We start from the raw sequence: 25,101 nt of genomic DNA, 5'->3' as shown, positions 1-25,101 counted from the left end.
TGCCCCGGGTCTACGCGGCTCGCTGCCAGAGCGGCTCGGGGCGGGACGCGAGCAGACGGCGCGTGTACTCCTCACGGGGCGCGCCGAGAATCTGCGCGGTGCGCCCGTGCTCCACGACGCGACCGCGCTGCATGACGAGGGTCTCCTCGCAGATCCGCGACACCACGGCGAGGTCGTGGCTCACGAACACGATCGTGAGGCCGAACTGCTCGCGCACCTCCTCGACCAGCTCGAGCACCTGCGCCTGCACCGACACGTCGAGGGCGCTCGTCGCCTCGTCGAGCACGAGCATGCTCGGCTGCGCGGCGAGCGCCTTCGCCAGGGCCACGCGCTGCCGCTGCCCGCCCGACAGCGCCCGCGGGCGCGAGGCCAGGTGCTCGGGCCGGATCCCGACGCGTTCGAGCAGCGCACAGGCCTCGCGCTCGGCGTCGGCTCGCGAGGCACCGCGGTGCAGCCGCACGACGTCGGCGACCGCGCGTCCGACAGGGATCCGGGGGTCGAGCGAGAGATAGGGATCCTGGAACACCATCTGCGTGTGCGCCGCGAGCGCCCGCCGCTCCGAGGCGTTCAGCGACCGCTGCGGGCGCACGACGCCGTCGACAGCGAGCGCACCCGTGCTCGGCTCCTCGAGGCCGACGATGATGCGGGCCAGCGTCGACTTGCCCGATCCCGATTCGCCCACGATGCCGAGCGAGCCGCCCTGCGCCAGTTCGAAGCCGACCTCGGACAGGGCGTGCACGTCTTCACGACCCGGCACGCGGTAGTGCTTCGAGAGGCCCTCGGCGCGGATCGCAGGCGCGGGCGACGATGCCGACGGGGTGAGCACGGAATCGGCGGCGGTGGGCAACGCGGAGGTCGAGAACTCGATCCGATCGGCTCCCGTCTGCGCTGCCGCCGCGCCAGAAGCGTCGCCGAATCGGCCCAGCTCGATCTTCGGCGTCGCCGCCAGCAGTTCGCGCGTGTACTCCTCGCGCGGGGCGCGGAACACATCAGCGGTGACGCCCTCCTCCACGACGAGCCCGCCCCGCAGCACCACCACCCGCTCGCAGAGCGACGCCGCGAGCCCCAGGTCGTGCGTGATGAACAGCATGCCCATGCCGCGGGCCTGCTGCTGCTCGCGCAGCAGCTCGACGATGCCGGCCTGTGTGGTGACGTCGAGCGCGGTCGTCGGCTCGTCGCAGAGCAGCAGCTCGGGCTCGTCGAGCAGGGCCGCCGCGATCATGACGCGCTGCAGCATTCCCCCGGAGAGCTGGTGCGGGTACTGCTCGAGCAGCGCCTCGGCGCGCGGCAGCCCGACCTGTTCGAGCTGGGCGACGGCGCGTGCGGCGGCATCGGCGCGGCTGAGGCCGTGCCAGCGCACGAGCGTCTCGGTGAGGAAGTCGCCGAGGGTGCGGACGGGGTTGATGCCGGATCGCGGATCCTGGAAGATCATCGACGCGCGGGTGCGGCGGATTGCACGCAGCTCGACGGGGGTCGCGGTGACGGTGTCGACGCCCGCGACCCGCACCGAGCCCGTGAGCGATGCGTGCTCGGGGAACAGGCCGAGGGCGGCGCGGGTGGTGAGCGATTTGCCCGATCCCGATTCGCCCACGAGCGCGACTGATTCGCCGGCCGCGACCGAGAGCGAGACGCCGTGGAGCAGCGGCCCGCGGCTGGGGACGCGCAGGGTGAGGTCGTCGATCTGCAGCAGTTCGGTCATGAGAAGTTGCCTCCGATCCGGTCGGACAGTTCTTCGCCGATCACATTGATGGCGACCACCACGAGCACCACCACAGCCGCCGGCACGAAGGTGGGCAGCAGCGCGCCGCTCATGAGCGCGCCGCGGCTCTCGTTGATCATCGAGCCCCAGTCGGCGGTGGGCGCCTGCACGCCGAGGCCGATGAACGACAGCGCGGCGAGGTCGGCGAGCACGTAGCCGAAGTTGAGCGTCGACTGCGCGCCGACGGTGGGCACGACGTTCGGCAGCACCCGGCTGAACGCGATCCACGAACTGCGGAAGCCGAGCACCCGGTAGGCCTGCACGTAGGGGCGCGAGCGCTCGGCGATGATGAGTCCGCGGGTGAGCCGTGCGACGTAGGGGATGTACGCGATCGTCATGGCGAGCACGGGCGCGAACAGTCCCTTGCCGAAGAGCGCGACGCCGAGCATGGCGAGCAGCATCGCCGGGAACGAGAACAGGAAGTCGAACACCCGCGACAGCACCGCGTCGAGCCAGCCGCCGCGCCACGCCGCGACGAGTCCCAGCACGAGGCCGAGCGCGGTCGACCCGAGCACCACGATGAGCGGGCCGATGAGCGAGGTGCGCGCCCCGAACATGAGACGCGTGAGCAGGTCGCGGCCGAGCGCGTCGGTGCCGAGCCAGTGCGCCCACGTGGGGCCGGCGAGCACGTTCTGCAGGTCGACGTGGTCGGGGTCGTAGGGCGCGATCAAGGGGGCGAACGCGGCCGCGAGCACGACGGCCGCGACGAACACGACGGCGATCCGGCCGGTGACGGTGAAGAGACCGCGGCGCTTCGGCTTCACGGGTACGGTGAGGGCGCGGGTGCCCTCGGGGGGAGCGGGCGTCGCGGCGCGCGAGGGGCTGGCTGCGGTGCTCATCGGGTCTCCGTTCCCGCGGCGACGCGCGGATCGATCAGCGGTTGGATGAGGTCGACGACGGTGTTGACGGTGACGAAGGCGACCACCACGACCAGCACGATCGCCTGCACGACGGGGAAGTCGAGGCGGTCGACCGACTGCACGAGCAGCGAGCCGATGCCCGCCAGGCCGAAGGTCTGCTCGACGATCGCGCTCGAGACGAGCAGTCCGGCGACGAGCACGCCGCTCACCAGCAGGATCGGGCTGATGGAGTTGCGCAGCACGTGCCGCAGCACCACCGACGACTTCGTGAGCCCTCGGCTGGTCGCGACCTCCACGTGCTCGCGCACGAACTGCTCGTTCATCGACGATCGTGTGACGCGCGCCACGAGTGCGACGAAGGCGAGCCCGAGTGCGAGCGCCGGCAGTACGAGGTGCACGAAGCGGTCGATCCCCTCGTCACCGCTGCCGAACGACGGGAACCAGCCGAGCTGCACCGAGAACACCGCGATGAGCAGGATCGCGATGACGAACGACGGGATCGCGCCGAGGGCGGTCGAGGTGATGAGGATCGCGCGATCCGCGAACCTTCCGCGGCGCAGGCTCGCGAAGATGCCGGCCGCGAGACCGAGCACGGTGATGAGCACCGCGGCCATCGCCACGAGCTCGAGGGTGACGGGCAGGCGCTGCATGAGCACGTTCGAGACGTCGTCGCGGTACTGCAGGGAGCGGCCGAAGTCGCCGCGCAGCACGCCGCCGATCCAGCTCAGGTACTGCTCGATCGGCGACCGGTCGAGGCCGTACTGCCTGGTCACCTCGGCGATCGCCTCGGGGCTCGGACTGCGGCCGCGCAGCAGGAAGCGCGCCGGATCCCCCGGCACCACGAAGCGCGAGAAGAACACCACGAGCGAGGCGGCGAACAGGGTCGCCACGAGCCCCGCGAGGCGCCCCGCGATGAAACGTGCGGTGCGGGCGCCGCGGCGCGATCCGCCTCCGCTCCCGGAACTCCCGCTCTCGCGCAGGCGCACGGCGCGCGTCTGCGTCGCCGCACCGGGTCCCATTGCGGTGTCGCTCATCACTCGGCCCTCCCGATCGTCGCGGCCCAGGGGTAGTACATGTAGTAGATGGAGGGATCGACGCCCGTGATCCGCTCGCCCATCCACAGCGTCGCGGGGAGGTCGATGAGCGGGATCCAGGGCAGCTCCTCGCTCGCGATCCGCTGCGCCTCGGCCGACAGGAAGGACCGCTCGCCCGCGTCGTCGGTCTGCAGAGCGCGGTTCACCACGTCGTCGAACTCGGGGTTCGACCACTGCCCGTAGTTGGAGAACTCGCCGGTGCGCAGCACCGCGTACTGCTCGAGCGGATCGGTGCTCGACAGGTACCAGGTGGTGGCGAACAGGTCGACGCCCTCGATCGCCGAGGGATCCGAGAAGAGCAGCGTATAGGCGTTCGGCGTGCGGGTCTCGATCTCGATGTCGAGACCGATCTCGCGGCCCGCCGACGCCACCGCCTGCGAGATCACGTCGAACGACGAGTCGAGCGGCGCGGTCACGTAGGTGATCTTCGCCCCCTCGGCACCGGCCTCCTCGACGAGCCGCTTCGCTTCCTCGAGGTCGTAGTCGTGGTCGGGCAGACCCTCGAAGGCCTCTCTGGTGGCCTCGGGATCCCCGTTGACCCACACCGACTCCGAGGTCAGGGCGTCGGTCGGGCTTCCGTATCCCTGCACCGCTGCCCGCACGAGCGCCTCGCGGTCCAGCGCCATCGTGAGCGCCCGTCGCACGCGCGGGTCGCCCAGCGGCCCCTCCATGTTCGAGACCACGAGACTCTGCACGGTCGCGTTGGTGCCGAAGTAGACGGAGCCTGTGTCGCTCGCGCGCAGCACGTCGATGGCGTTGCTCGGGATCGTCCAGGCCCCGTCGATCTCACCCGTCTGCAGGGCGTTCACCCGGGCGTTCGGATCGTTCAGGATCACGAAGGTCATCTGCTCGGCCCTGGCCCGCAGCTCGGGATCCCAGTAGTCGTCGAAGCGCTCGAGCGTGATCGACTCGCCGGCGCGCCACTCGCCGAAGCTGAAGGGGCCGGTGCAGTTGACGCCGGCGGACTGATTGCCGTAGTCGGAGCCGGCGGCCTCTGTCGAAGCGGCCGACTGGATCACGCCGGGCGCCGCCGACATGAGCTGGTTGAACTGCGAGTCGGGCACGACCGTGCGCACCGTCACCTCGTGCTCGCCGGTCTGCTCGATCGTATCGACGTTCTTGAAGGTGTCATACCAGAACGAGGCCACCTCGGGATCGAGGTGCCGGCTCAGCGACACCACGACGTCGTTCGGGGTCATCGTCGTGCCGTCGTGGAACTTCACTCCCTCGCGGATCGTGTACACCCAGCTCAACGGGTCGGGGTGGTCGACGGCCGTGGCGAGTCCGGGTGACTGCGACAGGTCGGAGTTCCAGCGCAGCAGCGACTCGCACATGTTCGAGAGCACCGTGTTATCGGCGTAGTCGAAGGCGTAGGCGGGGTCGAGCGAGTACGGCTCGGTCGAGAGCGCCCAGGTGAACGAGTCGATATCTCCCGCGGGTGTCGGCGTGTGCGCGGTCAACTCGAAGGTGCCGGCGTCGCGGCCGACCGCGCTCTGTCCGCAACCGGTGAGGGAGCCCGTGAGCGCGCCGACGAGCAGGATCGCGGCGCCGGAAGCCGCGATCCGTCGCGCGCTCACGCCGCGCCCTCCGCGCGAGCGTAGACGCGCTCGCCGCCGATCCACGTCTCGTCGACGACCGCGGTGTGGATCGCCTCGGGCTCCAGATCGAAGAGGTTGCAATCGAGGATCGCGAGGTCGGCGTAGTAGCCGGGTACCAGCCGCCCGGTCGCATGGTCGAGGTGGTTGATGCGCGCCGTGCCCTGCGTGTAGGCGTCGAGCGCCTGGGGGAGCGTGAGCTTCTGGTGCTCGGGCCCGAGCGGCGGTCGCTGCTCGCCCGGGGCGACCCGGTTCACAGCGACGTGGATGGCCTGGATCGGATCGGGGCTCGACACCGACCAGTCGCTGCCCGCGGCGAGCGACGCACCCGCAGCGGCGAGGGCTCCGAAGGGGTAGTGATCCTGCTCGGCGTCCTCCCGCATGAAGGGGAGCGTGAGCTCGTCGAGCTGATCCTCATGGCATGCCCACAGCGCCTGGATGTTGGCCGTCGCGCCCAGCTGCGCGAAGCGGGGCACGTCTTCCGCGCGCACCACCTGCAGGTGGGCGAGGTGGTGGCGGTTGTCGGAGGGGCCGTTCTCGGTGAGCGCGTGCTCGAGCGCGTCGAGCGCGTCCGTGACCGCGCGGTCGCCGAGCGCGTGGAAGTGCACCTGCACGCCCTCGCGGTCGAGGGCCGCGACGAAGCGTGCCATGTCGGCGGGATCGAAGAAGGAGATGCCGCGGTTCTCCGTGGCGTTGCCGTGGTGGTCGTGGTAGCAGTCGTGCATGGCCGCGGTGAAGTTCTCGGCCACGCCGTCGACCATCACCTTCACCGAGGCGAGCGAGAGGCGATCCGCATCGCACTCGGCGGCGACGGAGTCGCGGTGGGCCAGGATCGGTGCGAGCTGCGCGTCGCCGTCCTCGCGGTTCCACCACTGCGCCCCGCGCACGCGCACTCTGAGAGTGCCCTCCCGGGCGGCGCGCAGATAGGTCTGCACCGTGTCGGGACTGCCCATGAACTCCCCGACGGCGGCGTCCTGCCAGGCCGTGATGCCGAACGAGACGAGGTGATCCTGCGCGGCGAGGAGGCCGGCGTACGCCTGTTCCTGAGTGGCCCGCGGGCGCACCGTGTCGAACAGGTCCATCGCGCCCTCGTGCGCGGTGCCCGCGGGGGTGCCGTCCGGCTCGCGCTCGAGGCGGCCGTCTGCGGGATCGGCGGTGCCGGCGTCGATGCCGGCGAGTTCGGCAGCGCGGGTGTTGAACCAGGCGCCGTGGTGGTCGCGGTTCTCGAGGAAGACGGGGCGATCGGGCACGACGGCGTCGAGCGCCCGGCGGGTGGGCGTGCCGCCGGGGAAGGCGTCCATCGACCAGCCCGCGCCGAGGATCCAGTCGAGCTCGGGGTGCGCCTCGGCGTAGGTCGCGATCGCGGCGAGCGTCTCCTCGGCGGTCTCGCAGGCCGAGAGGTCGCAGCTCAGCAGTTCCATGCCGGCCAGGATGGGGTGCACGTGGGCGTCTTGGAAGCCGGGAATGAGCAGGCGGCCGTCGAGATCGACGCGCTCGGTCGCGGTCTCGGCGAGCTGGGCGACCGTCTCCGCGTCGGTGCTGAGGATCCGGCCGGCGGCGACGGCGAGGCCTCCGCGTCGGGGCGCGGCCTCCGTGCCGGTGTAGAGCCAGCCGTTCTCAAAAACGATGTCTGCGTGCGGGGTGTCGGTCACCGGTGCCTCCTGGGTATCGCCATCGATCCGTGGTGCAACACTAGGCAGTGCGCAATGGGTATGTCAACTATATTGACAATGTAATTGACAAAGTGTGAACGGAGTGTCGCCGACGCCTACACTGGGGTGAGGAAGTCGGAACGACGGGAGTTCAGATGGTGGAGGCCGCGACGGAGCAGGCCGGTGCGCGACGCGTGCGGCTCGATCAGCGCACGATCGTCGATGCGATGCTGCAGCTCGCGCGAGACGAGCCGCACACGAGGATCACCTTCAAGCGCCTCGGAGAGGCACTGGGCGTCGACGCGACGGCGATGTACCGCCATTTCCGCAACAAGGACGAGCTCACGCGCGCCGCGCTCGACCGCATCACCGGCTGGGCGACCGACACCGGGCGGGAGAGTTCGGGCACCTGGCGCGAGCGGCTCGAGGCGCACCTCATGCGCACCGCCGAGCTCGCGCTCGAGTACCCCTCCATCGGCGCCGAGGGCGCGGTGATCGACCCCGTCGGCCCGGGCGACACCTCCGCGGTCGAGTTCATGCTCGAGATGCTCGCGGAGAGCGGCCTGCGCGACGAGGCTCTGCTGCAGGCCTACGCGGCGGTCTCGGGCTTCACGCTCTCTCAGAGCGCCGCGCTCGCGCACGACGTGCTGCGCAATCCCGAGGCGGCGCGCGACGGATCGGAGCCCTGGATCAGCACATTCGGATCCATCAACCTCTCCGAGTACCCGCTCGTGAACCGGCACCGCGATGCGCTGCTCGCGATGGACGGCATGACCGTCTTCCGTGCCGGCATCGCCGCGATCCTCGACGCCGTCGAGCTCGCGGCGGGCCGGAGCCCTGATCCGCATCAACCCGCAGCACCCCGGGGCTAGGCTAGGAGGGGTCGAGGCCGGACCCTCGACGCGAGCGGAGGTGCGACGGTGTCCGAGGAGCGGGTCGACGGCGGGGCCGATGAGGCCATCGAGCTGCTGCGCGAGCTGATCCGGGAGGGGTGCGTCAACGACGGCACGCCCTCCTCCGGCCAGGAGATCCGCAGCGTACGGGTGCTGCAGCGCTTCCTCGCCGAGGCGATCGCCCTGGGCCGCGTCGAGACCCACGTCTTCGAGTCCGCGCCCGGTCGCGCCTCGCTCGTGGCCCGCGTGCACGGCACCGATCCCGAGGCTCCCGCGCTCGGTCTGCTCGGCCACCTCGACGTGGTGCCGGTGGACCCCGACGGCTGGACCCGCAATCCGTTCGGCGGCGAGCTCATCGACGGCGAGGTGTGGGGGCGCGGCGCCGTCGACATGCTCTACCTCACCGCCGCGTTCGCGTGCGTGCTGCGCGAGGTCGCGCTCGCCCCGGTGCCTCCGCGCGGCGATCTGGTGCTGATGGCCGTCGCGGACGAGGAGGCCGGCAGCGAGCTGGGCATGCACTGGCTCGTGCGCGAGCACCCCGAGGCCGTGCGCGTCACCGAGGCGATCTCCGAGTCGGGCGGCATGCGCATGGGGCAGCACGTCGCGATCGAGGTGGCCGAGAAGGGCTCGGCCGGTCGGCGCCTCGTGGTGCAGGGCAAACCCGGGCACGCCTCGATCCCCTATGGTGCGACGAGCGCCGCCTACCGCATGGGGGAGGTGCTGCAGCGGCTGCAGGACGTGATGCCCGCCGCGCAGCTCGGGGAGCTGTGGAACGCGTTCGTCGACGCCCGTATCGCGGATCCGGTTCTCGCCGAGCGGCTGCGCGATCCGGTGCGCCTCGATTCCGCGCTGCCGCACCTCGGGGGCATCGCGGGGTACGCGCACGCGGTCTCGCGGATCACGATCTCCCCGACGGTGGTGCGCGCCGGGGCCGTGCACAACGTCATTCCCGGGTCGGCCTCGATCGACCTCGACATCCGCACCCTGCCGGGCACCACCGATGAAGAGGTCGACGAGCTGCTCGCCGCCGTGCTGGGTCCGCTCGTGGATGAGGTTGAGATCCGGCACCTGCGGGGATGGGCGGCGACGGGATCGCGATCCGACACCCCGCTCTTCGCGGCCATCAAGCGCGCGATCGCCGAGGTCGCCGACGCCCCGACGGTGCCGATCATGGCGGCGGGGGGATCGGATGCCCGGGTGCTGCGCGAGCTCGGGATCCCCGCCTACGGCTTCGGGCTGCTCGCCCCCGACTGGAGCTACGAGCGCTACCGGGAGGGCGTGCACGGCAACGACGAGCGCATCGACGTCGAGTCGATCGAGCTGTCGATGGCGGCGCTGCGGAGCATCGTGGCGGACAGGATCCGCTAGCGCTGCGCTTCATTCCTCATTCCTGAGCCCGCCCCTATTCCTGAGCCCGCCCTCACTCCTGCTGCCGCCCCCATTCCTGCTCCCACCCCCAGGGAGGAGATCACGTTTCAGGCGGGTGCAGGCCCGGAGAACCACCCGCCTGAAACACGATCTCCTCCCTGACGGCGGGCCGTGTCACGCGCAACTGCGCACAGCTCCGCACGGACTGTCCTCACGCCCACCCGACGACGAGGCGCGCGGCCTGCTCAGGGATCGTGGGATCCACGCCCGTCAGCTCCGCGAAGCGACGCAGCCGATTCGCGAGGGTGTTGCGGTGGCAGAACAGCTCGGCCGCGGAGGCGCCGATGCTGCCCGTGCGCAGGTAGCTGCGGGCGGCCTCCTCGAGACGCGTGCGCTCCGCCGCTCCGCTCTGCGCGAGCGCGCTCTGCACGTCGGCGAGCACGGGGCGGCCGGCGGCGTGCAGGCTCCGCGCTGCGAGTCTGGCCCAGCCGCGCCCCCAGGTCATCGCCCCCTCCTCGCCCGGCTCGAAGAGGTGGGCCAGCTCCCTGGCCGTGGCGGCCGACCGGCGCAGTTCGGCGATCCCCGAGACCGCCACCACCACGCCGATGCGCAGTTCGAGCAGGCGCTCCACCAGCGTCTCGATGCGCGAGCCGGGGAGCTCGACTTGGCGGGTGAACGCGATGAGCGCGTCGCCCAGGTGATGGGTGTGCACCCGTGTGCCGGCGCGCTCCAGCTCTGAGACCGCCACCCGCATCGGCGCGATGTCGTCGGTGGCCGCGGCGATGACGACGAGCGGGGCGCCGTAGGGGAGGCCGAGTTCCGTCGCAACGGTGCGGATGTGCCGTTCCGCGGGCTGCGGCTCCTGGAAGAGCGAGGCGATGAGCCCCTGCCGCACCGAGGCCTGCTCCTCGCGCATGCGCTCGCGCTCGGCGACGTAGGCCCGCTGGGTCTGGCCCACGTACTCGTCCACGGTGCGCAGCACGATGCCGGTGTGGCGCACGATGAGTTCGGCGTCGTCCGTCTCGGCCACGCGGGTCAGCGCTTCCCACAGCACGGTGAAGTCGTGCCGGATCGCGGTCATGAGCGAGGGGAGGGGGACCCCGGCCCGTGCGCGTGAGACTCCGACGTCGGTGGCGATGCCGATCGGGCCGTCGAAGCCTCCCGCTCGCAGACCCTCGATGAGGGTGAGGAAGGAGAGGAGAGCGGTGCGTCGCAGCTCGGCGCCCGGGATCGGCGCTGGATCGTAGCCCGGGACGGCCGCGACCAGCGAGAGGAAGGTGTCTGTGAGCGCCTTCGGGTCGAGCCGGTCGAGCAGTTCGAGCCAGCGCGTTCGGTCGCCGGGGTCTGGGGTGTCGCTCAGTGGATGGATCGGGGCCATACACGTATGGTATGTGCATATGCATAATTCGTAACGTGATTTCAGTGGCGATACGTGCCGACAACAGGGCGAATTACCTGGGATTCTGGGAAACGGTGTCACTGCAGCCGCGATGGCACGCCCCGCATCCGCATCCGCATCCTCGACGGAGAGAGAGCATGAGCCAGACAACGAACACAGCGGCGATCGAATACGACGCCACCCAAGAACTGAGCGTCAAAGACGCGAACAAGGTCGCCCTCGGTGCGCTGATCGGCACCGCACTCGAGTGGTACGACTTCTTCCTCTTCAGCGCCGCGGCGGCGCTGGTCTTCAACGTCCAGTACTTCACGAGCGAGAATGCGACGGCGGCCGCGCTCGCATCCTTCGCCACTTTCGGCGTCGGCCTCGCGGCCCGCCCCATCGGCGGCATCATCTTCGGTCGCATGGGCGACCGCATCGGCCGCCGCAAGGTGCTCATGATCACGATCGTCGGCATCGGCCTCGTGACCGGCCTGATCGGCATGCTGCCGACCTACGCCGCGATCGGCATCGCCGCGCCGGTGCTGCTTGTGCTGCTGCGTGTGCTGCAGGGCCTCTTCGTCGGCGGCGAGTGGTCGGGGGCCATGACCATCGTGGTCGAGAACGCGCCGCTGCACCTCCGCGCCCGCTACGCGGCGGTCCCGCAGATCGGCTCGCCCATCGGCACGATCCTGTCGTCGGGCGGCTTCTTCATCATGACGCTGCTCTTCTCGCAGCAGAACTTCGACGCTTGGGGCTGGCGCATCCCGTTCCTCATCGCGCTGCCGCTGCTGCTCGTGGCGGTCTACATCCGGTCGAAGCTGGAGGAGTCTCCGGTGTTCCGTCAGCTCGAGGAGTCGGGGGAGGTCGTCAAGAGCCCGGTGCTCACCACCTTCCGCGACAGCTGGAAGCAGATCATCGTGGGTATGGCCGCGGCCCTGCTCGGCGTGGGCGGCTTCTACCTCGTGACCGCCTTCTGCGTCTGGTACGGCGTGAACGTATTGGGCTATGACTCCTCCCTCATGCTGCTCGGCAGCATGGTCGCGGCAGCCGTCGAGATCTTCGTACTGCTCTGGGGCGGCATCCTGGGGGCGAAGTACGGTGCGAGCCGCGTGATCCTGTGGGGCGGCATCCTCTCCGCCGTCGTCGCGATGCCCGCCTTCCTCATGCTCTCGTCGGGCAACGCCGTGCTCGTGGTGCTCGCGATGACGCTCGCCGTCTCCGCGCTCTCGCTGCCCTACGCCGCCTCGGGCACGGTGCTCACGGGCCTCTTCCCCGCGAAGACCCGTTACACCGGCGTGGGGCTCGCGCAGAACGCCGCGGGCATGCTCTCGGGCTTCATCCCGCTGCTCGCGACCGGCTTCGTCGCCTCGGCCGGCGATCACTGGTGGCCCGCCGCCGCGATGCTCGCCTTCCTGTCGTTGTTCACCGCCGTCGCCGGTGCTCTCGCGCCGCGCCTGAGCGTGAACCTGCCCGGTTTCAAGCACTAGAGGGTCGCGCCGCGAAGCTCCCGGCGCGGTCCCTCCACTCCTTCTCCCCGCCTCCATCCGAAAGGATCGACCCATGTCACAGTCCGCCGGCCACCTGATCGTCCGCACGCTCGAGGCGCACGGCGTGGAGCGCGTCTACGCCGTGCCCGGCGAGAGCTACCTCGACGTGCTCGACGGGCTGCACGACTCCTCCATCGAGACCGTCGTATGCCGGCACGAGGGCGGCGCCGGTTTCATGGCGCTCGCAGAGGGTCGGCTCACGGGCCGACCGGGAATCGCGATGGTCACCCGCGGGCCCGGAGCGGCGAACGCCATGATCTCGATCCACACTGCGTGGCAGGATGCGACGGCCCTCGTGCTGTTCGTGGGGCTCATCCCCGTGGCGGATCGCGAGCGCGAGTCGTTCCAGGAGTTCGACCTCGCGGGATGGTTCGGATCGACCGCGAAGCGGGTCATCACGATCGACGACCCGGCTCGTGCCGGCGAGCTGACCGATGAGGCGATGCGGATCGCCGCCGCCGGTCGGCCGGGCCCCGTCGTCGTCGGGCTACCCGAGGATCTCCTGGTCGAGGTCACCGATGCTCGCGTGACGGGCCCCACCGCTGCGCCGGTGCTCGCGCTGAACTCGGACGAGATCTCAGCGCTGGTGGAGCGGATCGCGCGTGCTGAGCGCCCCGCGATCGTGGTCGGCGGCGACGGCTGGCATTCAGGCTGCGGGGCGGAGCTCGCGGCCTTCGCCGAGGCGGCGGGAGTGCCCGTGTTCGCCGATTGGCGCGCGTACGACGCGGTGCCGCACGACAGCGGCGCGTGGGCCGGCTGGCTCGGGTACGGGCGGGCCGACGCGGTGGCCGCGGGGTACGCGCGGGCCGACCTGCTCGTGTTCGTCGGCTGCGCCCGAACCGACGTGCTCAGCGACGGCTACACGCTCGGATTCGAGGCCGAGACCGTGCTCGTCACCGCCGATGCCGAGGGCAAGGCTCACGCGGGCCGGATCGATCAGCAGATCGTCGCAACACCGCGAGCGTTCGTGAGCGCGCTCGCCGCCGTCGATCCCGATCTGGCGCGCGGGGATCGCGACGACTCCTGGCGCGGGGAGCGCGCAGCCGCCCAGACTCGTTTCGCGATGCATCGATCCGACGCCTCGGTGCCCGGAGCCCTCGCCGATGCCGGTGTCGACCTCGGCGTCGCGTTCGCCGCACTCGACGACCGCCTGCGGGGCGAGGCGATCCTCACCTTCGGTGCGGGCAACGCGACGATCTGGGCGCATCGCTTTGTGCGGCACCTTGCGCCGGCGAGCCTCGTGGGTGCCCGCAATGGCGCGATGGGTCTCGCGGTACCGGCGGCCGTCGCCGCCTCGCTCGCGTTCCCCGACCGGCGCGCGGTCGCGGTGTGCGGCGACGGCGACTTCCTCATGAACGGCCAGGAGGTCGCCACAGCCTTCGCGCACGGGTCGAAGCCGCTCGTGATCGTCGTCGACAACGGCATCTACGGCACGATCGTGCAGCACCAGCAGAAGCACTACCCCGGCCGCCCCTCCGGTACCCGCATGGCGAACCCCGACTTCAAGGCGTGGATGGAATCGTTCGGCGGACACGGCGAGCGGGTCGAGACCACCGAGGAGTTCGCCCCCGCCCTCGACCGGGCGCTCGCCGTGGACGGCCCGGCGCTGATCCACGTGCTCATCAGCAGCGAGGTCATGCCGCCCGCCCCCGACGAGATCGCCGCCTGAGCGATCCGCGACCACGACCGAGAAGGAGCAGCACCATGAAGCTCGACCTGATCCTCACCGCGGGTGAGATCCTCACGATGGATCCGGCACGCCCCACCGCGCGCACCGTCGGCGTGATCGGCGGCCGCATCGTCGGCTTCGACGAGCAGATCGCCGGGCTCGAGGCGGATCGCACGCTCGACTTCGGTGACGCCGTCGTCACGCCCGGTCTCATCGACGCCCACTGCCACACCGCCTGGTGGGGGCTCGGTCTCGCCTCGATCGACCTCAGCCGCGCCCGCGGCCTCGATGAGCTCTACGCGCTGGTCGAGGCCGAGGTTGCCCGCCTCGACGCGGCAGGTGATCCCGACGCCTGGGTGCACGGCACCGGCTTCAACCAAGCGCACCACGGCGGCGCCTTCCCCGACATCGCCAGACTCGACGAGATCACGGGCGCGCGCCCGCTCTACCTGCGCCACACCTCGGGTCATGCCTCGATCACCAACACCGCCACGCTGCGGCTCGTCGGCGCCATGGATCCCGGCTTCGAGAATCCCGTCGGCGGGGTCGTGGTGCGCGACGCCGACGGCACGCCGACCGGACTCGTCGAGGAGGCGGCGCAGGGGCTCGTGCAGACGCTGCTGCTGCCCTACTCGACCGAGCGGCTCGTCGAGGCGCTCGAGGCGGCCACCTCGCGCTACGCCGCAGAGGGGATCACGAGCTTCACCGAGGCGGGTGTGGGCGGGGGATGGATCGGCCACAGCCCCGTCGAGGTCGCCGCCTACCAGGCCGCGACCGAGCGGGGGCGCCTGCACGCCCGAGCGCAGCTCATGCCCGCCATCGACGCGCTGCGCCCCCTCGAGGGGCACGCCGCCGACTTCCACGGCGAGGGTCGCGGCCGCGGGCTCGACCTGGGCATCCGCTACGGCTTCGGCGACGACGCCGTGCGATTCGGGCACGTCAAGGTATTCCTCGACGGCTCCCTGCTCGGCGCCACGGCCGCCGTCACCGAGGATTTCTGCGGCCACGACCACAGCCGCGGCTACCTGCTCGACGAACCCGAGACCTACCGCGAGCGCGCGCTCGGCGCCTACCGCGCCGGCTGGCCGCTCGCGCTGCACGCCATCGGAGACGCGGCGATCGATCTCGCCCTCGACCTCATCGAGGAGGCGCAGGATCGCTACGGCCGCCTCGCCGCACCGTGCCGCATCGAGCACTTCGGCATCGCGCGCCCCGACCAGCTCGAGCGCGCCGGGAGGCTCCGGATCGCGGTGACGCCCCAGGCCGGCTTCATCGGCCCCATCGGCGACCAGATGGCGGATCGCGTCGGCCCCGAGCGCGCCGACTGGCTCTACCGCGGCCGCTCGGTGGTCGATGCCGGGGTTCTGCTCGCCGGATCCTCCGACCTGCCCGTCGCCGACAACAACCTGCGCCGCGGCATGCAGTCGGCCGTCGACCGCCGCACCGACAGCGGTGCGGTGCTCGGAGCCTCCGAGGCGCTGACGCCCGGGGAGGCACTGCGCACCCATACCGAGTGGGCCGCCCGCGCCACCGGTCAGATCGCCGACAAGGGTACGCTCGAGCGGGGCAAGCTCGCCGACTTCGCCGTGTTCTCGGCCTCGCCGCTCACCGCACCGAGCATTGCCGAGCTCGAGGTGGTCGCCACCGTGCTCGGCGGCGAGCTCAGCTACGACTCGCGATCCTGATCCCAACCCCGCACCGAGAGGACGAAACATGACCGAGCAGAACTCCCCGCAGGCGGAGGCGTTTCTCGCCGACTGGGCCGTGCACTCGCGCTTCGGCGCGGTCGAGGGCACGAACGGCGTCGAGCGGCAGGCCGCGAGCGAGGCCGACGGGCAGCAGCGGAAGTGGTTCGCGAGGCTGCTCGAATCGCACGGCTTCACGGTGCAGCGCGACGCGATCGGCAACCAGTTCGGGCTGCTCGAGCTCGTGCCCGGCGCGCCCTACGTGCTCACCGGCTCGCACATGGATTCGCAGCCGACCGCCGGGCGCTTCGACGGGGCCTACGGCGTCATGGCTGCGGCGCACGCGTGCTTCCGCGTCGCCGAGGAGCTGCGGGCCCACCCCTCGAAGGCGCGCTTCAACCTCGCAGTGGTGAACTGGTTCAACGAGGAGGGATCCCGCTTCAAGCCCTCCATGATGGGCAGCTCGGTGTTCACGGGCAAGATGCCGCTCATGGACGCGCTCGCGACGCCTGACCCTCGTGGAATTACCGTCAAGGACGCGCTCGACGCGATCGGCGAGCGCGGCGGATTCGAGGGGCCCGATGTGGCGTCGTACGCCGAGATCCACGTGCAGCAGGGGCGCAGCATGGAGGAGGACGGCGTGACCATCGGCCTCGTGAACGCCACCTGGGGAGCGCGCAAGTTCGAGTTCAAGATCACGGGCGAGCAGGCGCACAGCGGATCGACGCTCATGTCCGACCGTCGAGACGCCCTGCTCGGCGCCGCGCGACTCATCGTCGCTGCGCGCGAGCTCGTCGACGAGTTCGAACCGGGAGCGCTGCACACGGCCTGCGGCGAGATCAACGTCTACCCGAACTCGCCCGTCGTGGTGGCGAGCGAGGTGCAGCTGCTGTTCGACCTGCGCTCGCCGAGCAGCGAGGTGCTGAGCGCCGCCTACGCGAGGGTCATGGAGACCGTGGAGCGGGTGAAGCGCGAGGATCGCGTGGAGATCGAGATCGTGGCCGAGCACAGCTGGGATCAGAACCCCTACCCCGAGCACGGCCTGGAGCTGGCCCGCGAGGTCGCCGAGGAACTGGGCCTCACCAGCGACCGGGTGATGACGGTGGCCGGCCACGACTCCACCAATATGAAGGACACGGTGCCCACCGTGATGCTCTTCGTGCCGAGCGTCGACGGCATCTCGCACAACCTCAAGGAGTTCACCCGCGACGAGGACCTCGTGGCGGGCGTCGACCACCTGACCGGCGTGGTGCGCCGCCTCGCGCAGGGGGCGCTCGTCGGGGAGTAGCAGTCTTGCTCTGCTAGTCCTGCTTGCTCTGCTAGCCCTGCCTGCCTGCTCCGGCCTTGCAGTCCCATCTGGGCCCGCTCCCAGGGAGGAGATCGCGTTTCAGGCGGTGGATCCGCCCTGGAACCCACCCGTCCGAAACGCGATCTCCTCCCTGGGCGGCGGCGCGAGCCCGCGCTCAGTCGAAGAGATCGTCGAGGAAGTCGAAGGGCCTCTTCTTGCGCGCTCGGGGATCGCGGCGGCGGTCGTAGCCGCGGTTGTCGTAGCCGCGGTCGCCGTAGTAGGGATCGCGCGGGCCGTCATGGCGGCGATCCTCGTACCGCGGCTCGTCGTACCGCGGCTCGTCGTACCTGGGCGCGGCCTGCGGGTAGGCCGGGGGCTGCGCAGGCTGCGGATAGGTCGGCTGCTGCGGCGCCTCCGTGGGAGGGGCAACCGAGGACGGTGCCTGCGATGATGGGATCGCGTCAGCCTCGGCGTGTGCGCGTTCGAGGATCTTGTCGAGCTCACCGCGGTCGAGCCAGACTCCCCGGCACTGCGGGCAGTAGTCGATCTCGATGCCCTGGCGCTCGCTCATGAGCAGGGTGGTTCCGTCACTGGGGCAGTTCATGCTCCGACAGTACCGCCGCGCCGCTGGTGGACGGGGTCACTCGGGGCGACTCGCGGCGGATTCGGAGGTGCGAGACGCGACCTCTCAAGCCGAATGCCAGCCCGAACCCGTATTCTCTCGGTATGTCCGACCCCTACGCCGGCGATGCGGAGCGCGTCCATCGACTGAGCAAGCGCTTCGGACGCTTCATGGAGCGCTGGCGCGCTGCGATCCGTCGACGCCCCTGGCTGAACACGACCTACAAGGTCGTCGTCACCGTGCTGGGCGTGCTCGTGGTGATCGTCGGGCTGATCCTCGTTCCCCTACCCGGTCCGGGCTGGCTCATCGTCTTCATCGGGCTCACGATCCTGGGCACCGAGTACCACTGGGCGCGCCGCCTGCTCGGGTGGCTGCGGAAGGTGCTCGCCCGATTCTGGGAGCGCTGGAACATGTGGAGGGCGGCGCGTCGGGCTCGCAAGGCCGAAGCCGGCGAATCCGACGAACCGCCCTCCGGGGCGTCACCGCTTACTTGACGAACGGGATGTTGAAGATGAATCCGGGCTGCTCGCCGCGGCGGTACGCCTCGGGGGCCTTCGCCGCAGCGATGATGTGGAAGATGAAGGTGACGATCTGGGCGATCCAGATGAGCGGCACCAGGATCAGGTTCAGGTAGGGGATGAAACCTGCGATGACGATGATCACGTAGAGGCCCGTCCGCACCAGCGAGAAGTTGAGGTTGTCGCGGTGGAAGGCGTACGACTGCGGATTGCCCTTGTCCTTCTCGATGAGGTAGAAGATCAGCGCGGGCACCCAGACGAAGAACACCGACAGCCAGTAGTTCAGCGTGATGTTGCTCACGGGATCGGCGACGGGCTGCTGGTACCCGGCCTGCTGATAGCCCCCCGGAGGCACCTGGCCGCCCGCCGGAGGCTGGTAACCCGGCTGCTGCGGAGGCGCCTGGTACTCGGGGGCCACCGGAGGAGCGTACTGAGGCGGGGGCTGCGGGGCGTCGTACTGAGGCTGCGCGGGCGGAGTCTGGGGATCAGGATTCTCAGGAGCCGTGGGGGCTGCGGGCGGCTCGTTCGGAGCGCCGGTCGGCGGGATGCTGGTGGGCTGGCCGCCGGTCGGCTGTTCGCCCTGGCCTTCGGGAGGAAGCGTTGACATATCGGTGTCTCCTTCGAAACTTCGTGTGAAAACGACGTTACCGCAGGCCGGGGCCCGCCGGAAGCTACGGACGTCTCGGTTTACCGATCCGCTCGTCGTCGATCTGCTCGGTGCGCAGGTGACTCTCAGAACACATCGGGGCTCGGGGCCGCGGTGTGCAGGATCGAGACGTCGGCGTGCCGGTCGAAGCGGTAGCCCGTGCCGCGCACGGTGCGCACGATGTCCTGGTACTGGGCGAGCTTCACGCGCAGTCGCCGCACGTGCACGTCGATGGTGCGCTCGCTCGGCACCTCGTCGGCGGGCGCATCGCCCCACAGGCCGGTGATGAGCTCCTCGCGGCTGATGGTGCGGCCCTCGCGCAGTACGAGGTACTGCAGCAGTTCGAACTCGCGGAACGTGAGCGCCGCCGCAACATTGTCGAGCAGCACGCGCTTGCGGGAGAGATCGAGCACGACGCCGCCGGCGACGCGATCCTCGGTTTCGGCCTCGTGCTGCTTCTGGCGCGCGTGCGCGGCGGGATCGCCGAGGGCGAGGCGCACCACGTCGACGTCGCGGCCGCCGGTGCCCTCGGGGGCGAGCGCCACAGCAGCGTATGTCTCGGCAGCGGGTGACAGCTGGGCGACGAGCTGCTTGATGCGGGTGACGATCTCGCCGAGTCGGGGGTCGCCGTCGGCGATCTTGTCGTCGGCGAGTCCGACGTAGAGGGCGAAGCCTCGCACCTCGGTGCCCTCGGGCACGTTGCGCTCGGGTGCCGCCTGCGCGGGCAGATCGGCGGCGAGGTCGGGGCGGACCGAGCGGAGGGTCTGGGCGGAGCGGGGGGCCTGTGCGGTGGTGGCGTTCATGATGATGTCCTTCGAAGCTGTCGTGCCGCGTACCGGAAGCGGGTACTGCGGCGGGTGCGGTCAGAGCCGCGGGTGCGATGCTGCGAGCCGGGCCGGGAAGGGGCACGGTGCTCGCGGGGTGCGAATCGAGCTGCGGATCCGGGATCGACGGCGCTCAGCGATTCACGCGGGTGACGAGTCTGCGGACTCGACGGGGCGAACGAGGTTCAGAAGTCGTTCACATGCACATTCGACAGCGCATGACACCGTGACCGGCCATCATCATGCCGGTCTGCCCAAAGTTCACCTCGAAGGCGGACTGGGTGCGAATGGTCTCATGCATAACGCACAGTTAAGCAAAGCATTGCGGGCCGTGTCAAGCGGCGGATCGGCCGCTTCAGCGGTCGACGGTGCCGTACAGGCGGTCGCCCGCGTCGCCGAGGCCCGGCACGATGTACGCCTGCTCGTTGAGCCCCTCGTCGAGCGCGCCCAGCACGAGGGTCACCTTGCGGTCGCCGGCGGCCTTGCGGATCACCTCGACGCCCTCGGGGGTGCCGAGCACGCAGATCGCGGTGACGTCGTCAGCGCCTCGCGCGAACAGGAACTCGATGGCCGCGGCGAGCGACCCGCCGGTCGCGAGCATGGGGTCGAGCACGAAGCACTGGCGACCCGCGAGCGAGTCGGGCAGACGCTCGGCGTAGGTGGTGGGCTCGAGCGTCTGCTCGTCGCGCACCATGCCGAGGAAACCCACCTCGGCGGTGGGCACGAGCTTCACCATGCCCTCGAGCATGCCGAGACCGGCCCGCAGGATCGGCACGATGAGCGGCAGCGGCTCGCTGAGGCGCACCCCGGTGGTGGGGGAGACGGGCGTGACGATCCCGTGCGGCTCGACGCGCACCTCGCGGGTGGCCTCGTAGGCGAGCAGCGTCATGAGCTCCTCGATGAGCAGCCGGAACGTGGGCTGCGGCGTGTTCTCGTCGCGCAGCACCGTCAGCTTGTGGGTGATCAGCGGATGATCCGCAACGAAGACTCGCATGCGCCTATCCTATTGCCGTGCCCCCCTTCCCTCCATCGCCAGGCGACCTCGCCGCGATGGACCTCGCGCTCGCGGAGGCGCGCCGCGCCGCTGGTGAGGGGGAGATCCCCGTGGGCGCGGTGCTGCTGGGGCCGCAGGGCTCGCTGCTCGGCACGGGCCGCAACGCGCGCGAGGGCGATCCGGATCCGACGGGCCACGCCGAGGTCATCGCCATCCGCGAGGCGGCGCGGGCCCTCGGCGACCGGGTGCTCGACGACTGCACGCTCGTGGTCACCCTGGAGCCGTGCGCGATGTGCGCGGGGGCGATCCTCGCCGCGCGCCTGCCGCGGGTCGTGTTCGGCGCGTGGGACGAGAAGGCCGGGGCCGCGGGCAGCGTCTACGACCTGCTGCGCGACGGCCGCCTGCCGCACCCGGTGCCCGAGGTGGTGTCCGGGGTGCGCGCCGAGCAGAGCACCGCGCTGCTGCGAGAGTTCTTCGAGCAGCGTCGGTGAGGGCTCCGACTCCGGTGCGACCGCGGCGTTCCGAGGCCGCACCGGAGCCGGATCCCTCACCGCGGGCGCGCGGCGCGTCGATCAGCTCCGCGGCGCCACCGTCACGGGCTCCGCGGCGAACGACACCCGCACGCGGTCGCCCGCCCCGTAGGCCGCCTCGGCGCTGTGCTGCACCGCGAGCGTGTCGCCATCTGCGAACTGCACGATGGTGCGTCGGATCGGCCCGAGGAATCCGCTCGACACCACCACTGCGTCGAGCTGCCCCGCGCCCCGCTGGGAGCCGGCCCCGAGCCGCACGTGCTCCGGGCGCACGTAGACCCGAACCTCGGCGCCGCCGGTCGCGGGCGGCGCCACGACGGGGAGTTCGGCGCCGCGCACGATTACCCGATCGCCCTCGAGTCGGCCGTCGACCCGGTTCGAGAGCCCCACGAAGTCGGCCACGAAGGGCGACGCGGGGCGGCGGTAGAGCTCTTCGGGCGTGCCGAGCTGCGCGATCCGGCCGCCCTCCATCACGGCGACCCGGTCCGAGACGGCGAGCGCCTCCTCCTGATCGTGGGTGACGAACACGGTCGTGATGCCGAGCTCGGTCTGGATGAGCCGGATCTGCTCGCGCAGCCGTACGCGCACCTTGGCGTCGAGCGCCGAGAGCGGCTCGTCGAGCAGCAGGGCTCGCGGCCGGGTGACGAGGGCGCGGGCGAGCGCCACGCGCTGCTGCTGGCCGCCCGACAGCTCGTGCGGAAAGCGCTCGGCGAGGTGCGAGAGGCCCACGATGTCGAGCATGTCGGCGCTGCGCGCCGCCCGCTCGGCCCTCGGCACGCGCCGCATCTCGAGGCCGAACTCGACGTTGCGCGCCACCGTGAGGTGGGGGAAGAGCGAGTACTGCTGGAAGACCATGCCGATGTCGCGGCGGTTCACTGGCACCCCCGTGACGTCGTCGCCGCCGATGAGCACGCGGCCGCCCGAGACGGGCTCGAGCCCGGCGATGCAGCGCAGCGCGGTCGTCTTGCCGCAGCCCGAGGGGCCGAGCAGGCAGATCAGCTCTCCGGGGGCGAGCTCGAGGTCGACGCCGTGCAGCACCGTGGTGGAGCCGTAGGACTTGGCGACCCGCTCCAGGCGGACCGAGGAACCGGTGGTCGAGGGATCGGTGGACACGTCAGGACTCCTTGGCGGTGGCGGAAACGGGGGCGGGCGCGGCCGGGGCGCCGGGTGCGGCGAGCGCGCCCGCGACGGGGCCGCCGACGCGTCGCGCGCCTCGCCGCTTCGCCGATCCGGTGCTGCTCACCGCGAGCAGCACGGCGAAGGCGCCGATGAGCGAGAGCAGCGAGACGATGACGGCCGCGAACGGGTCGGACTTCGACACCTGCAGCAGCGCGACCTGCAGGGTCGTGCGGTTGAGCAGCGACGAGACGGTGAACTCGCCGAGCACGATCGCGATGGTAAGCAGCGAGGCGGCGAGCAGGCCTCGCCGCACGCCCGGCGCGATGACCCGCACGAGCACGGTGCCCCAGCCCGCGCCGAGCGACCGGGCGGCCTCGGCGCGGGTGCGGGCGTCCATGCCCTGCAGATCGGCCACGATGGCGCGGTACGCGAACGGCAGCACGAGCACGCCGTAGGCGAGTCCGAGCGTCCAGGCCCCCGACCCGAACAGCTGCCCGATCACCCGGTAGACGGGTGCGAAGCCCACCACGAGCACGATCGCGGGGATCGCGATCGGCAGCACGGTGAGCAGGTCGAGCCCGCGCTCGAGGCGCGGGAAGCGCAGGTGCACCAGCACGATCGTGGGGAAGAACAGCACGAGCACGATCGCGAGTGCGATGGCCGCGAGCGCGAAGGAGTTGCCGATGCCCTGGAACAGCGTGCGGTACCTGCGCGCGTTCTCGGGATCGAACAGCGCCGCCCAGTGCTCGAGGCCGTAGCCGCCGGCGGTCTGCCGCAGTGTGAACTCGAGCATGGCGACCAGCGGGATCAGGAAGAGGCCGCCGACGACCGCGACGACGATGCGGGCGGCGACGGGCGAGGGGCGCCCGGTCACTCGCGCGCTCATCGCTGCCACCTCGCGGCGCGCGCCATGAGCCGCCCGTAGACGAGCATCACCGCGGTCATCACGACGATCATGCCGAGCGCGAGGGCGCCCGCCGAGCTCGCGCTGCTGCCGCCGGTCTCGCCGATGAGGGCGGCGCGGATCTGCAGCGGCACGATCTGCGAGCCCTGGCTGATGAGCGCCGCCGCGGTCGCGTACGACGAGAACGCGTTGGCGAACAGCAGCAGCAGCGAGCCGAGGAACGCGGGCGCGAGCATCGGCAGGCCGACCCGCAGCCAGTACGCGCCGCTCGACCCGCCCAGCGTGGCGACCGCCTCTGCCCAGCCCGGCCGCAGCGCGCTGACGGCGGGCAGGAAGGTGATGACCATGAGGGGCACCTGGAAGTAGAGATAGGGCAGGATGAGGCCGGGCAGCTCGTAGAGCCAGACGCCGCCCGAATAGATGTCGACCCCGCCCCGCTCGCGCAGCACCACCGTGACGATGCCTTGGATGCCGATGGTCGCGATGAACGCGAAGGCGAGCATGACACCGCCGAACTGCGCCAGCACGGAGCTGGCCGAGTCGACGACCCGGCGCAGCGGCCCCGTCTCGGGCAGAGCCGCGAGGGCCCAGCAGAGCACCGCTCCCACCACCGCGCCGATGGCGGCGGTGAGGGCGCTCACCCAGACGCTGGCGCCGAACGCCTCGAGCGTGGCGGGGGCGAGCAGCGCGCCCAGGTTGTCGAGGGTGAACCCCTCGTCGTCGAAGAACCCGCTGCCGATGGCGAGCAGCGTGGGCACGGCGAGGAACAGCAGCACGTAGGCCGCAAACGGGGCGAGCCCGAGTGCCGGGAGGATGCGCGACTTCATGAGGGAAGCGGAGCGGCGCCCCGCGCGACCCGGCTCGACCGGGAGGCGCGAGGCGCCGCGAGCCGTCACTTGATCGTCGCGGCCCAGCGCTCGGCGAGCACCTCGTTCGCGGACTCGGTCTGCGCCTGGTCGGGCGAGATCCAGTCGTCGCCCTCCGTTCCGAACGTCGCTGCCTCGATGACACCCTCATCGGCGGCGCCCGAGGCCTTCAGGGCGTCGACGCGCACGGGCACGGCGTTCCCCTCGAGGAACAGGGCCTGCGCCTCGTCCGAGAAGATCCACTCCTGCCAGAGGCGGGCGGCCGCCGGGTGCGGGGCGTCGGCATTGATGGCCTCGTTGTAGAAGCTGACGTACGCGGCGCCGGGGATGACCGTGGTCTTCCAGCTCGGCTTGTCGGCCGCGGCGGCGACGTTGTTGAACGACCAGTCGAACACGGCCGGGGTCTCGCCCGACGCGATGGTCGCGGGCGTGGGGTCGAGGGTGAGGAAGTTGCCCGCTCCGCGCAGCTGACCCACGAAGTCGATGCCGGGGCCGAAGTCGTCGACGCCGCCGCCGTTCAGCGCCGCGATCCAGCCCACCGCGGCGAACGCCGCACCGGCCTGCGTCGGGTCGCCGTTCAGCGCGACCGCACCGCGGTAGTCGTCGCTCAGCAGATCGTCGAGCGAGGTGGGCTCGGGCAGCTTGTCGCTGTCGTAGCCGATCGACATGACGCCCGAGTAGTTGTTCACCCAGAGCCCTTCGGGGTGCTTGTTCTCGTCGGGGATGTCATCCCAGGTCTCGACCTTGTAAGGCGCGAACTTGTCGGTGTTCTCGAGCGCGACGGCCGCGCCGAGGTCGAAGACGTCGGGGGCGGTGTCCTGGCCCTTGAGATTCTCGGCGGCCTGGATTTCCTCGGCGCTCGACGCGTCGGGCGACGCGGAGTTGACCGCGATGCCGTACTCCTCCTCGAAGCCGGCGATGATCGCGCCGTAGTTGGCCCAGTCCTCGGGCAGCGCGATCACGTTGAGCTCGCCCTCGGCTTGAGCGGCCTCGACGAGCGCGTCGAAGCCGCCGAGATCGGCGGCGCTGGTGGCGGTCGAGGCATCGACGACGCTCCCAGAAGCGGTGTCGTCGCCGTCGCCGTTCGAGGAGCAGGCCGCGAGGGTGCCGCCCAGCAGGAGGGCGGTGGTGACCAGAGCTGCGGAGCGCAGGAGTGCGCGAGAATTCACGTGGATTCCCTTTCGTGACGTGGGTGCGGATCGCCGGGCCGGCGCTCGCGGCACCGCCCGGGGCGGTGCCGATCCGACACCACGCTAGGGAGCGCGGATGTCCTCCTGGGGCTCGGCG

Annotated in this window: 22 protein-coding genes; 8 read left to right on the top strand and 14 right to left on the bottom strand. The window is 70.9% G+C overall.

Annotated features, from left to right (window positions below; all coding sequences use genetic code 11):
• Positions 1–10 precede the first annotated feature (10 nt).
• From KVY00_RS08395 to KVY00_RS08375, 5 genes are read right to left on the bottom strand one after another with little or no spacing between them, the layout of a single operon-like run.
• Entirely contained in the window at positions 11–1,699 is a 1,689-nt protein-coding gene (locus tag KVY00_RS08395) for an ABC transporter ATP-binding protein (RefSeq protein ID WP_223042545.1), read from the bottom strand.
• Complete coding sequence (locus tag KVY00_RS08390) at positions 1,696–2,598, bottom strand: ABC transporter permease (protein ID WP_223042544.1); 903 nt, start codon at positions 2,596–2,598, stop codon at positions 1,696–1,698. The genes KVY00_RS08395 and KVY00_RS08390 overlap by 4 nt, the downstream gene beginning before the upstream one ends.
• Positions 2,595–3,653, bottom strand: coding sequence for an ABC transporter permease (locus tag KVY00_RS08385; RefSeq protein WP_255572561.1), 1,059 nt, complete (start codon positions 3,651–3,653; stop codon positions 2,595–2,597). Before KVY00_RS08385 ends, KVY00_RS08390 begins: the two co-directional genes overlap by 4 nt.
• The gene (locus tag KVY00_RS08380) at positions 3,653–5,290 is read right to left on the bottom strand and encodes an ABC transporter substrate-binding protein (protein ID WP_223042543.1); all 1,638 of its coding nucleotides are present in this window, start codon (positions 5,288–5,290) and stop codon (positions 3,653–3,655) included. The genes KVY00_RS08385 and KVY00_RS08380 overlap by 1 nt, the downstream gene beginning before the upstream one ends.
• Complete coding sequence (locus KVY00_RS08375; RefSeq protein WP_223042542.1) at positions 5,287–6,960, bottom strand: amidohydrolase; 1,674 nt, start codon at positions 6,958–6,960, stop codon at positions 5,287–5,289. Before KVY00_RS08375 ends, KVY00_RS08380 begins: the two co-directional genes overlap by 4 nt.
• Before the next feature lie 155 nt (positions 6,961–7,115).
• Here KVY00_RS08375 and KVY00_RS08370 point away from each other — a divergent pair, with 155 nt between their 5' ends.
• Both KVY00_RS08370 and KVY00_RS08365 read left to right on the top strand, forming a co-directional pair.
• Positions 7,116–7,832 carry a TetR/AcrR family transcriptional regulator gene (locus KVY00_RS08370; RefSeq protein WP_223042541.1) on the top strand — a complete coding sequence of 239 codons (717 nt, stop codon included), beginning with the start codon at positions 7,116–7,118 and terminating at the stop codon, positions 7,830–7,832.
• Positions 7,833–7,880: 48 nt separating this feature from the next.
• Entirely contained in the window at positions 7,881–9,221 is a 1,341-nt protein-coding gene (locus tag KVY00_RS08365) for a M20/M25/M40 family metallo-hydrolase (protein WP_223042540.1), read from the top strand.
• Positions 9,222–9,432: 211 nt separating this feature from the next.
• On the opposite strand, the gene KVY00_RS08360 is transcribed toward KVY00_RS08365, so the two are convergent.
• Entirely contained in the window at positions 9,433–10,599 is a 1,167-nt protein-coding gene (locus KVY00_RS08360) for a PucR family transcriptional regulator (RefSeq protein ID WP_223042539.1), read from the bottom strand.
• Between the two features lie 158 nt (positions 10,600–10,757).
• Here KVY00_RS08360 and KVY00_RS08355 point away from each other — a divergent pair, with 158 nt between their 5' ends.
• The 4 genes from KVY00_RS08355 to KVY00_RS08340 all read left to right on the top strand — a co-directional run bounded on the left by KVY00_RS08355 (position 10,758) and on the right by KVY00_RS08340 (position 16,791).
• Positions 10,758–12,089, top strand: coding sequence for an MFS transporter (locus tag KVY00_RS08355; RefSeq protein WP_223042538.1), 1,332 nt, complete (start codon positions 10,758–10,760; stop codon positions 12,087–12,089).
• 73 nt (positions 12,090–12,162) lie between these two features.
• On the top strand, positions 12,163–13,818 hold the full coding sequence (locus KVY00_RS08350; RefSeq protein WP_223042537.1) for a thiamine pyrophosphate-dependent enzyme: 1,656 nt from the start codon (positions 12,163–12,165) through the stop codon (positions 13,816–13,818).
• 35 nt (positions 13,819–13,853) lie between these two features.
• Positions 13,854–15,503: an amidohydrolase gene (locus KVY00_RS08345; RefSeq protein ID WP_223042536.1), complete on the top strand. Its 1,650-nt coding sequence runs from the start codon at positions 13,854–13,856 to the stop codon at positions 15,501–15,503.
• Positions 15,504–15,531: 28 nt separating this feature from the next.
• Positions 15,532–16,791 (top strand): M20 family metallo-hydrolase, encoded by a 1,260-nt coding sequence (locus KVY00_RS08340; RefSeq protein WP_223042535.1) that lies wholly within the window; start codon positions 15,532–15,534, stop codon positions 16,789–16,791.
• 175 nt (positions 16,792–16,966) lie between these two features.
• On the opposite strand, the gene KVY00_RS08335 is transcribed toward KVY00_RS08340, so the two are convergent.
• A complete protein-coding gene (locus KVY00_RS08335) occupies positions 16,967–17,395 on the bottom strand; it encodes a TFIIB-type zinc ribbon-containing protein (RefSeq protein WP_223042534.1) in 429 nt (142 codons plus the stop codon).
• Positions 17,396–17,517: 122 nt separating this feature from the next.
• On the opposite strand from KVY00_RS08335, the gene KVY00_RS08330 reads away from it, so the two are divergent.
• Positions 17,518–17,907 carry a TIGR02611 family protein gene (locus KVY00_RS08330; RefSeq protein ID WP_255572560.1) on the top strand — a complete coding sequence of 130 codons (390 nt, stop codon included), beginning with the start codon at positions 17,518–17,520 and terminating at the stop codon, positions 17,905–17,907.
• Here KVY00_RS08330 and KVY00_RS08325 read toward each other — a convergent pair.
• The 3 genes from KVY00_RS08325 to upp all read right to left on the bottom strand — a co-directional run bounded on the left by KVY00_RS08325 (position 17,900) and on the right by upp (position 20,395).
• Positions 17,900–18,538: a DUF4870 domain-containing protein gene (locus KVY00_RS08325; RefSeq protein WP_223042533.1), complete on the bottom strand. Its 639-nt coding sequence runs from the start codon at positions 18,536–18,538 to the stop codon at positions 17,900–17,902. The genes KVY00_RS08330 and KVY00_RS08325 overlap by 8 nt on opposite strands.
• Positions 18,539–18,663: 125 nt before the next feature.
• Complete coding sequence (locus KVY00_RS08320) at positions 18,664–19,380, bottom strand: winged helix-turn-helix domain-containing protein (RefSeq protein ID WP_223042532.1); 717 nt, start codon at positions 19,378–19,380, stop codon at positions 18,664–18,666.
• A 376-nt stretch (positions 19,381–19,756) separates the two neighbouring features.
• Positions 19,757–20,395 carry a uracil phosphoribosyltransferase gene (upp, locus tag KVY00_RS08315; RefSeq protein WP_223042531.1) on the bottom strand — a complete coding sequence of 213 codons (639 nt, stop codon included), beginning with the start codon at positions 20,393–20,395 and terminating at the stop codon, positions 19,757–19,759.
• A 56-nt stretch (positions 20,396–20,451) separates the two neighbouring features.
• Here upp and KVY00_RS08310 point away from each other — a divergent pair, with 56 nt between their 5' ends.
• A complete protein-coding gene (locus tag KVY00_RS08310) occupies positions 20,452–20,886 on the top strand; it encodes a nucleoside deaminase (protein WP_223045240.1) in 435 nt (144 codons plus the stop codon).
• Positions 20,887–20,967: 81 nt separating this feature from the next.
• Here the strand turns inward: KVY00_RS08310 and KVY00_RS08305 are convergent, their stop codons facing one another.
• The 4 genes from KVY00_RS08305 to KVY00_RS08290 form a co-directional block, all read right to left on the bottom strand.
• A complete protein-coding gene (locus KVY00_RS08305; RefSeq protein WP_223042530.1) occupies positions 20,968–22,038 on the bottom strand; it encodes an ABC transporter ATP-binding protein in 1,071 nt (356 codons plus the stop codon).
• A 1-nt stretch (position 22,039) separates the two neighbouring features.
• Positions 22,040–22,930, bottom strand: coding sequence for an ABC transporter permease (locus tag KVY00_RS08300; protein WP_255572559.1), 891 nt, complete (start codon positions 22,928–22,930; stop codon positions 22,040–22,042).
• Positions 22,927–23,775: an ABC transporter permease gene (locus tag KVY00_RS08295; RefSeq protein ID WP_223042529.1), complete on the bottom strand. Its 849-nt coding sequence runs from the start codon at positions 23,773–23,775 to the stop codon at positions 22,927–22,929. The genes KVY00_RS08300 and KVY00_RS08295 overlap by 4 nt, the downstream gene beginning before the upstream one ends.
• Before the next feature lie 65 nt (positions 23,776–23,840).
• Complete coding sequence (locus KVY00_RS08290) at positions 23,841–24,983, bottom strand: ABC transporter substrate-binding protein (protein WP_223042528.1); 1,143 nt, start codon at positions 24,981–24,983, stop codon at positions 23,841–23,843.
• Positions 24,984–25,101 lie beyond the last annotated feature (118 nt).

The organism is Leucobacter tenebrionis, from assembly GCF_019884725.1.
Lineage (GTDB): Bacteria > Actinomycetota > Actinomycetes > Actinomycetales > Microbacteriaceae > Leucobacter > Leucobacter tenebrionis.
The sequence above is the reverse complement of the archived record's forward strand: the minus strand, read 5'-3'. Positions and strand labels throughout refer to the sequence as shown.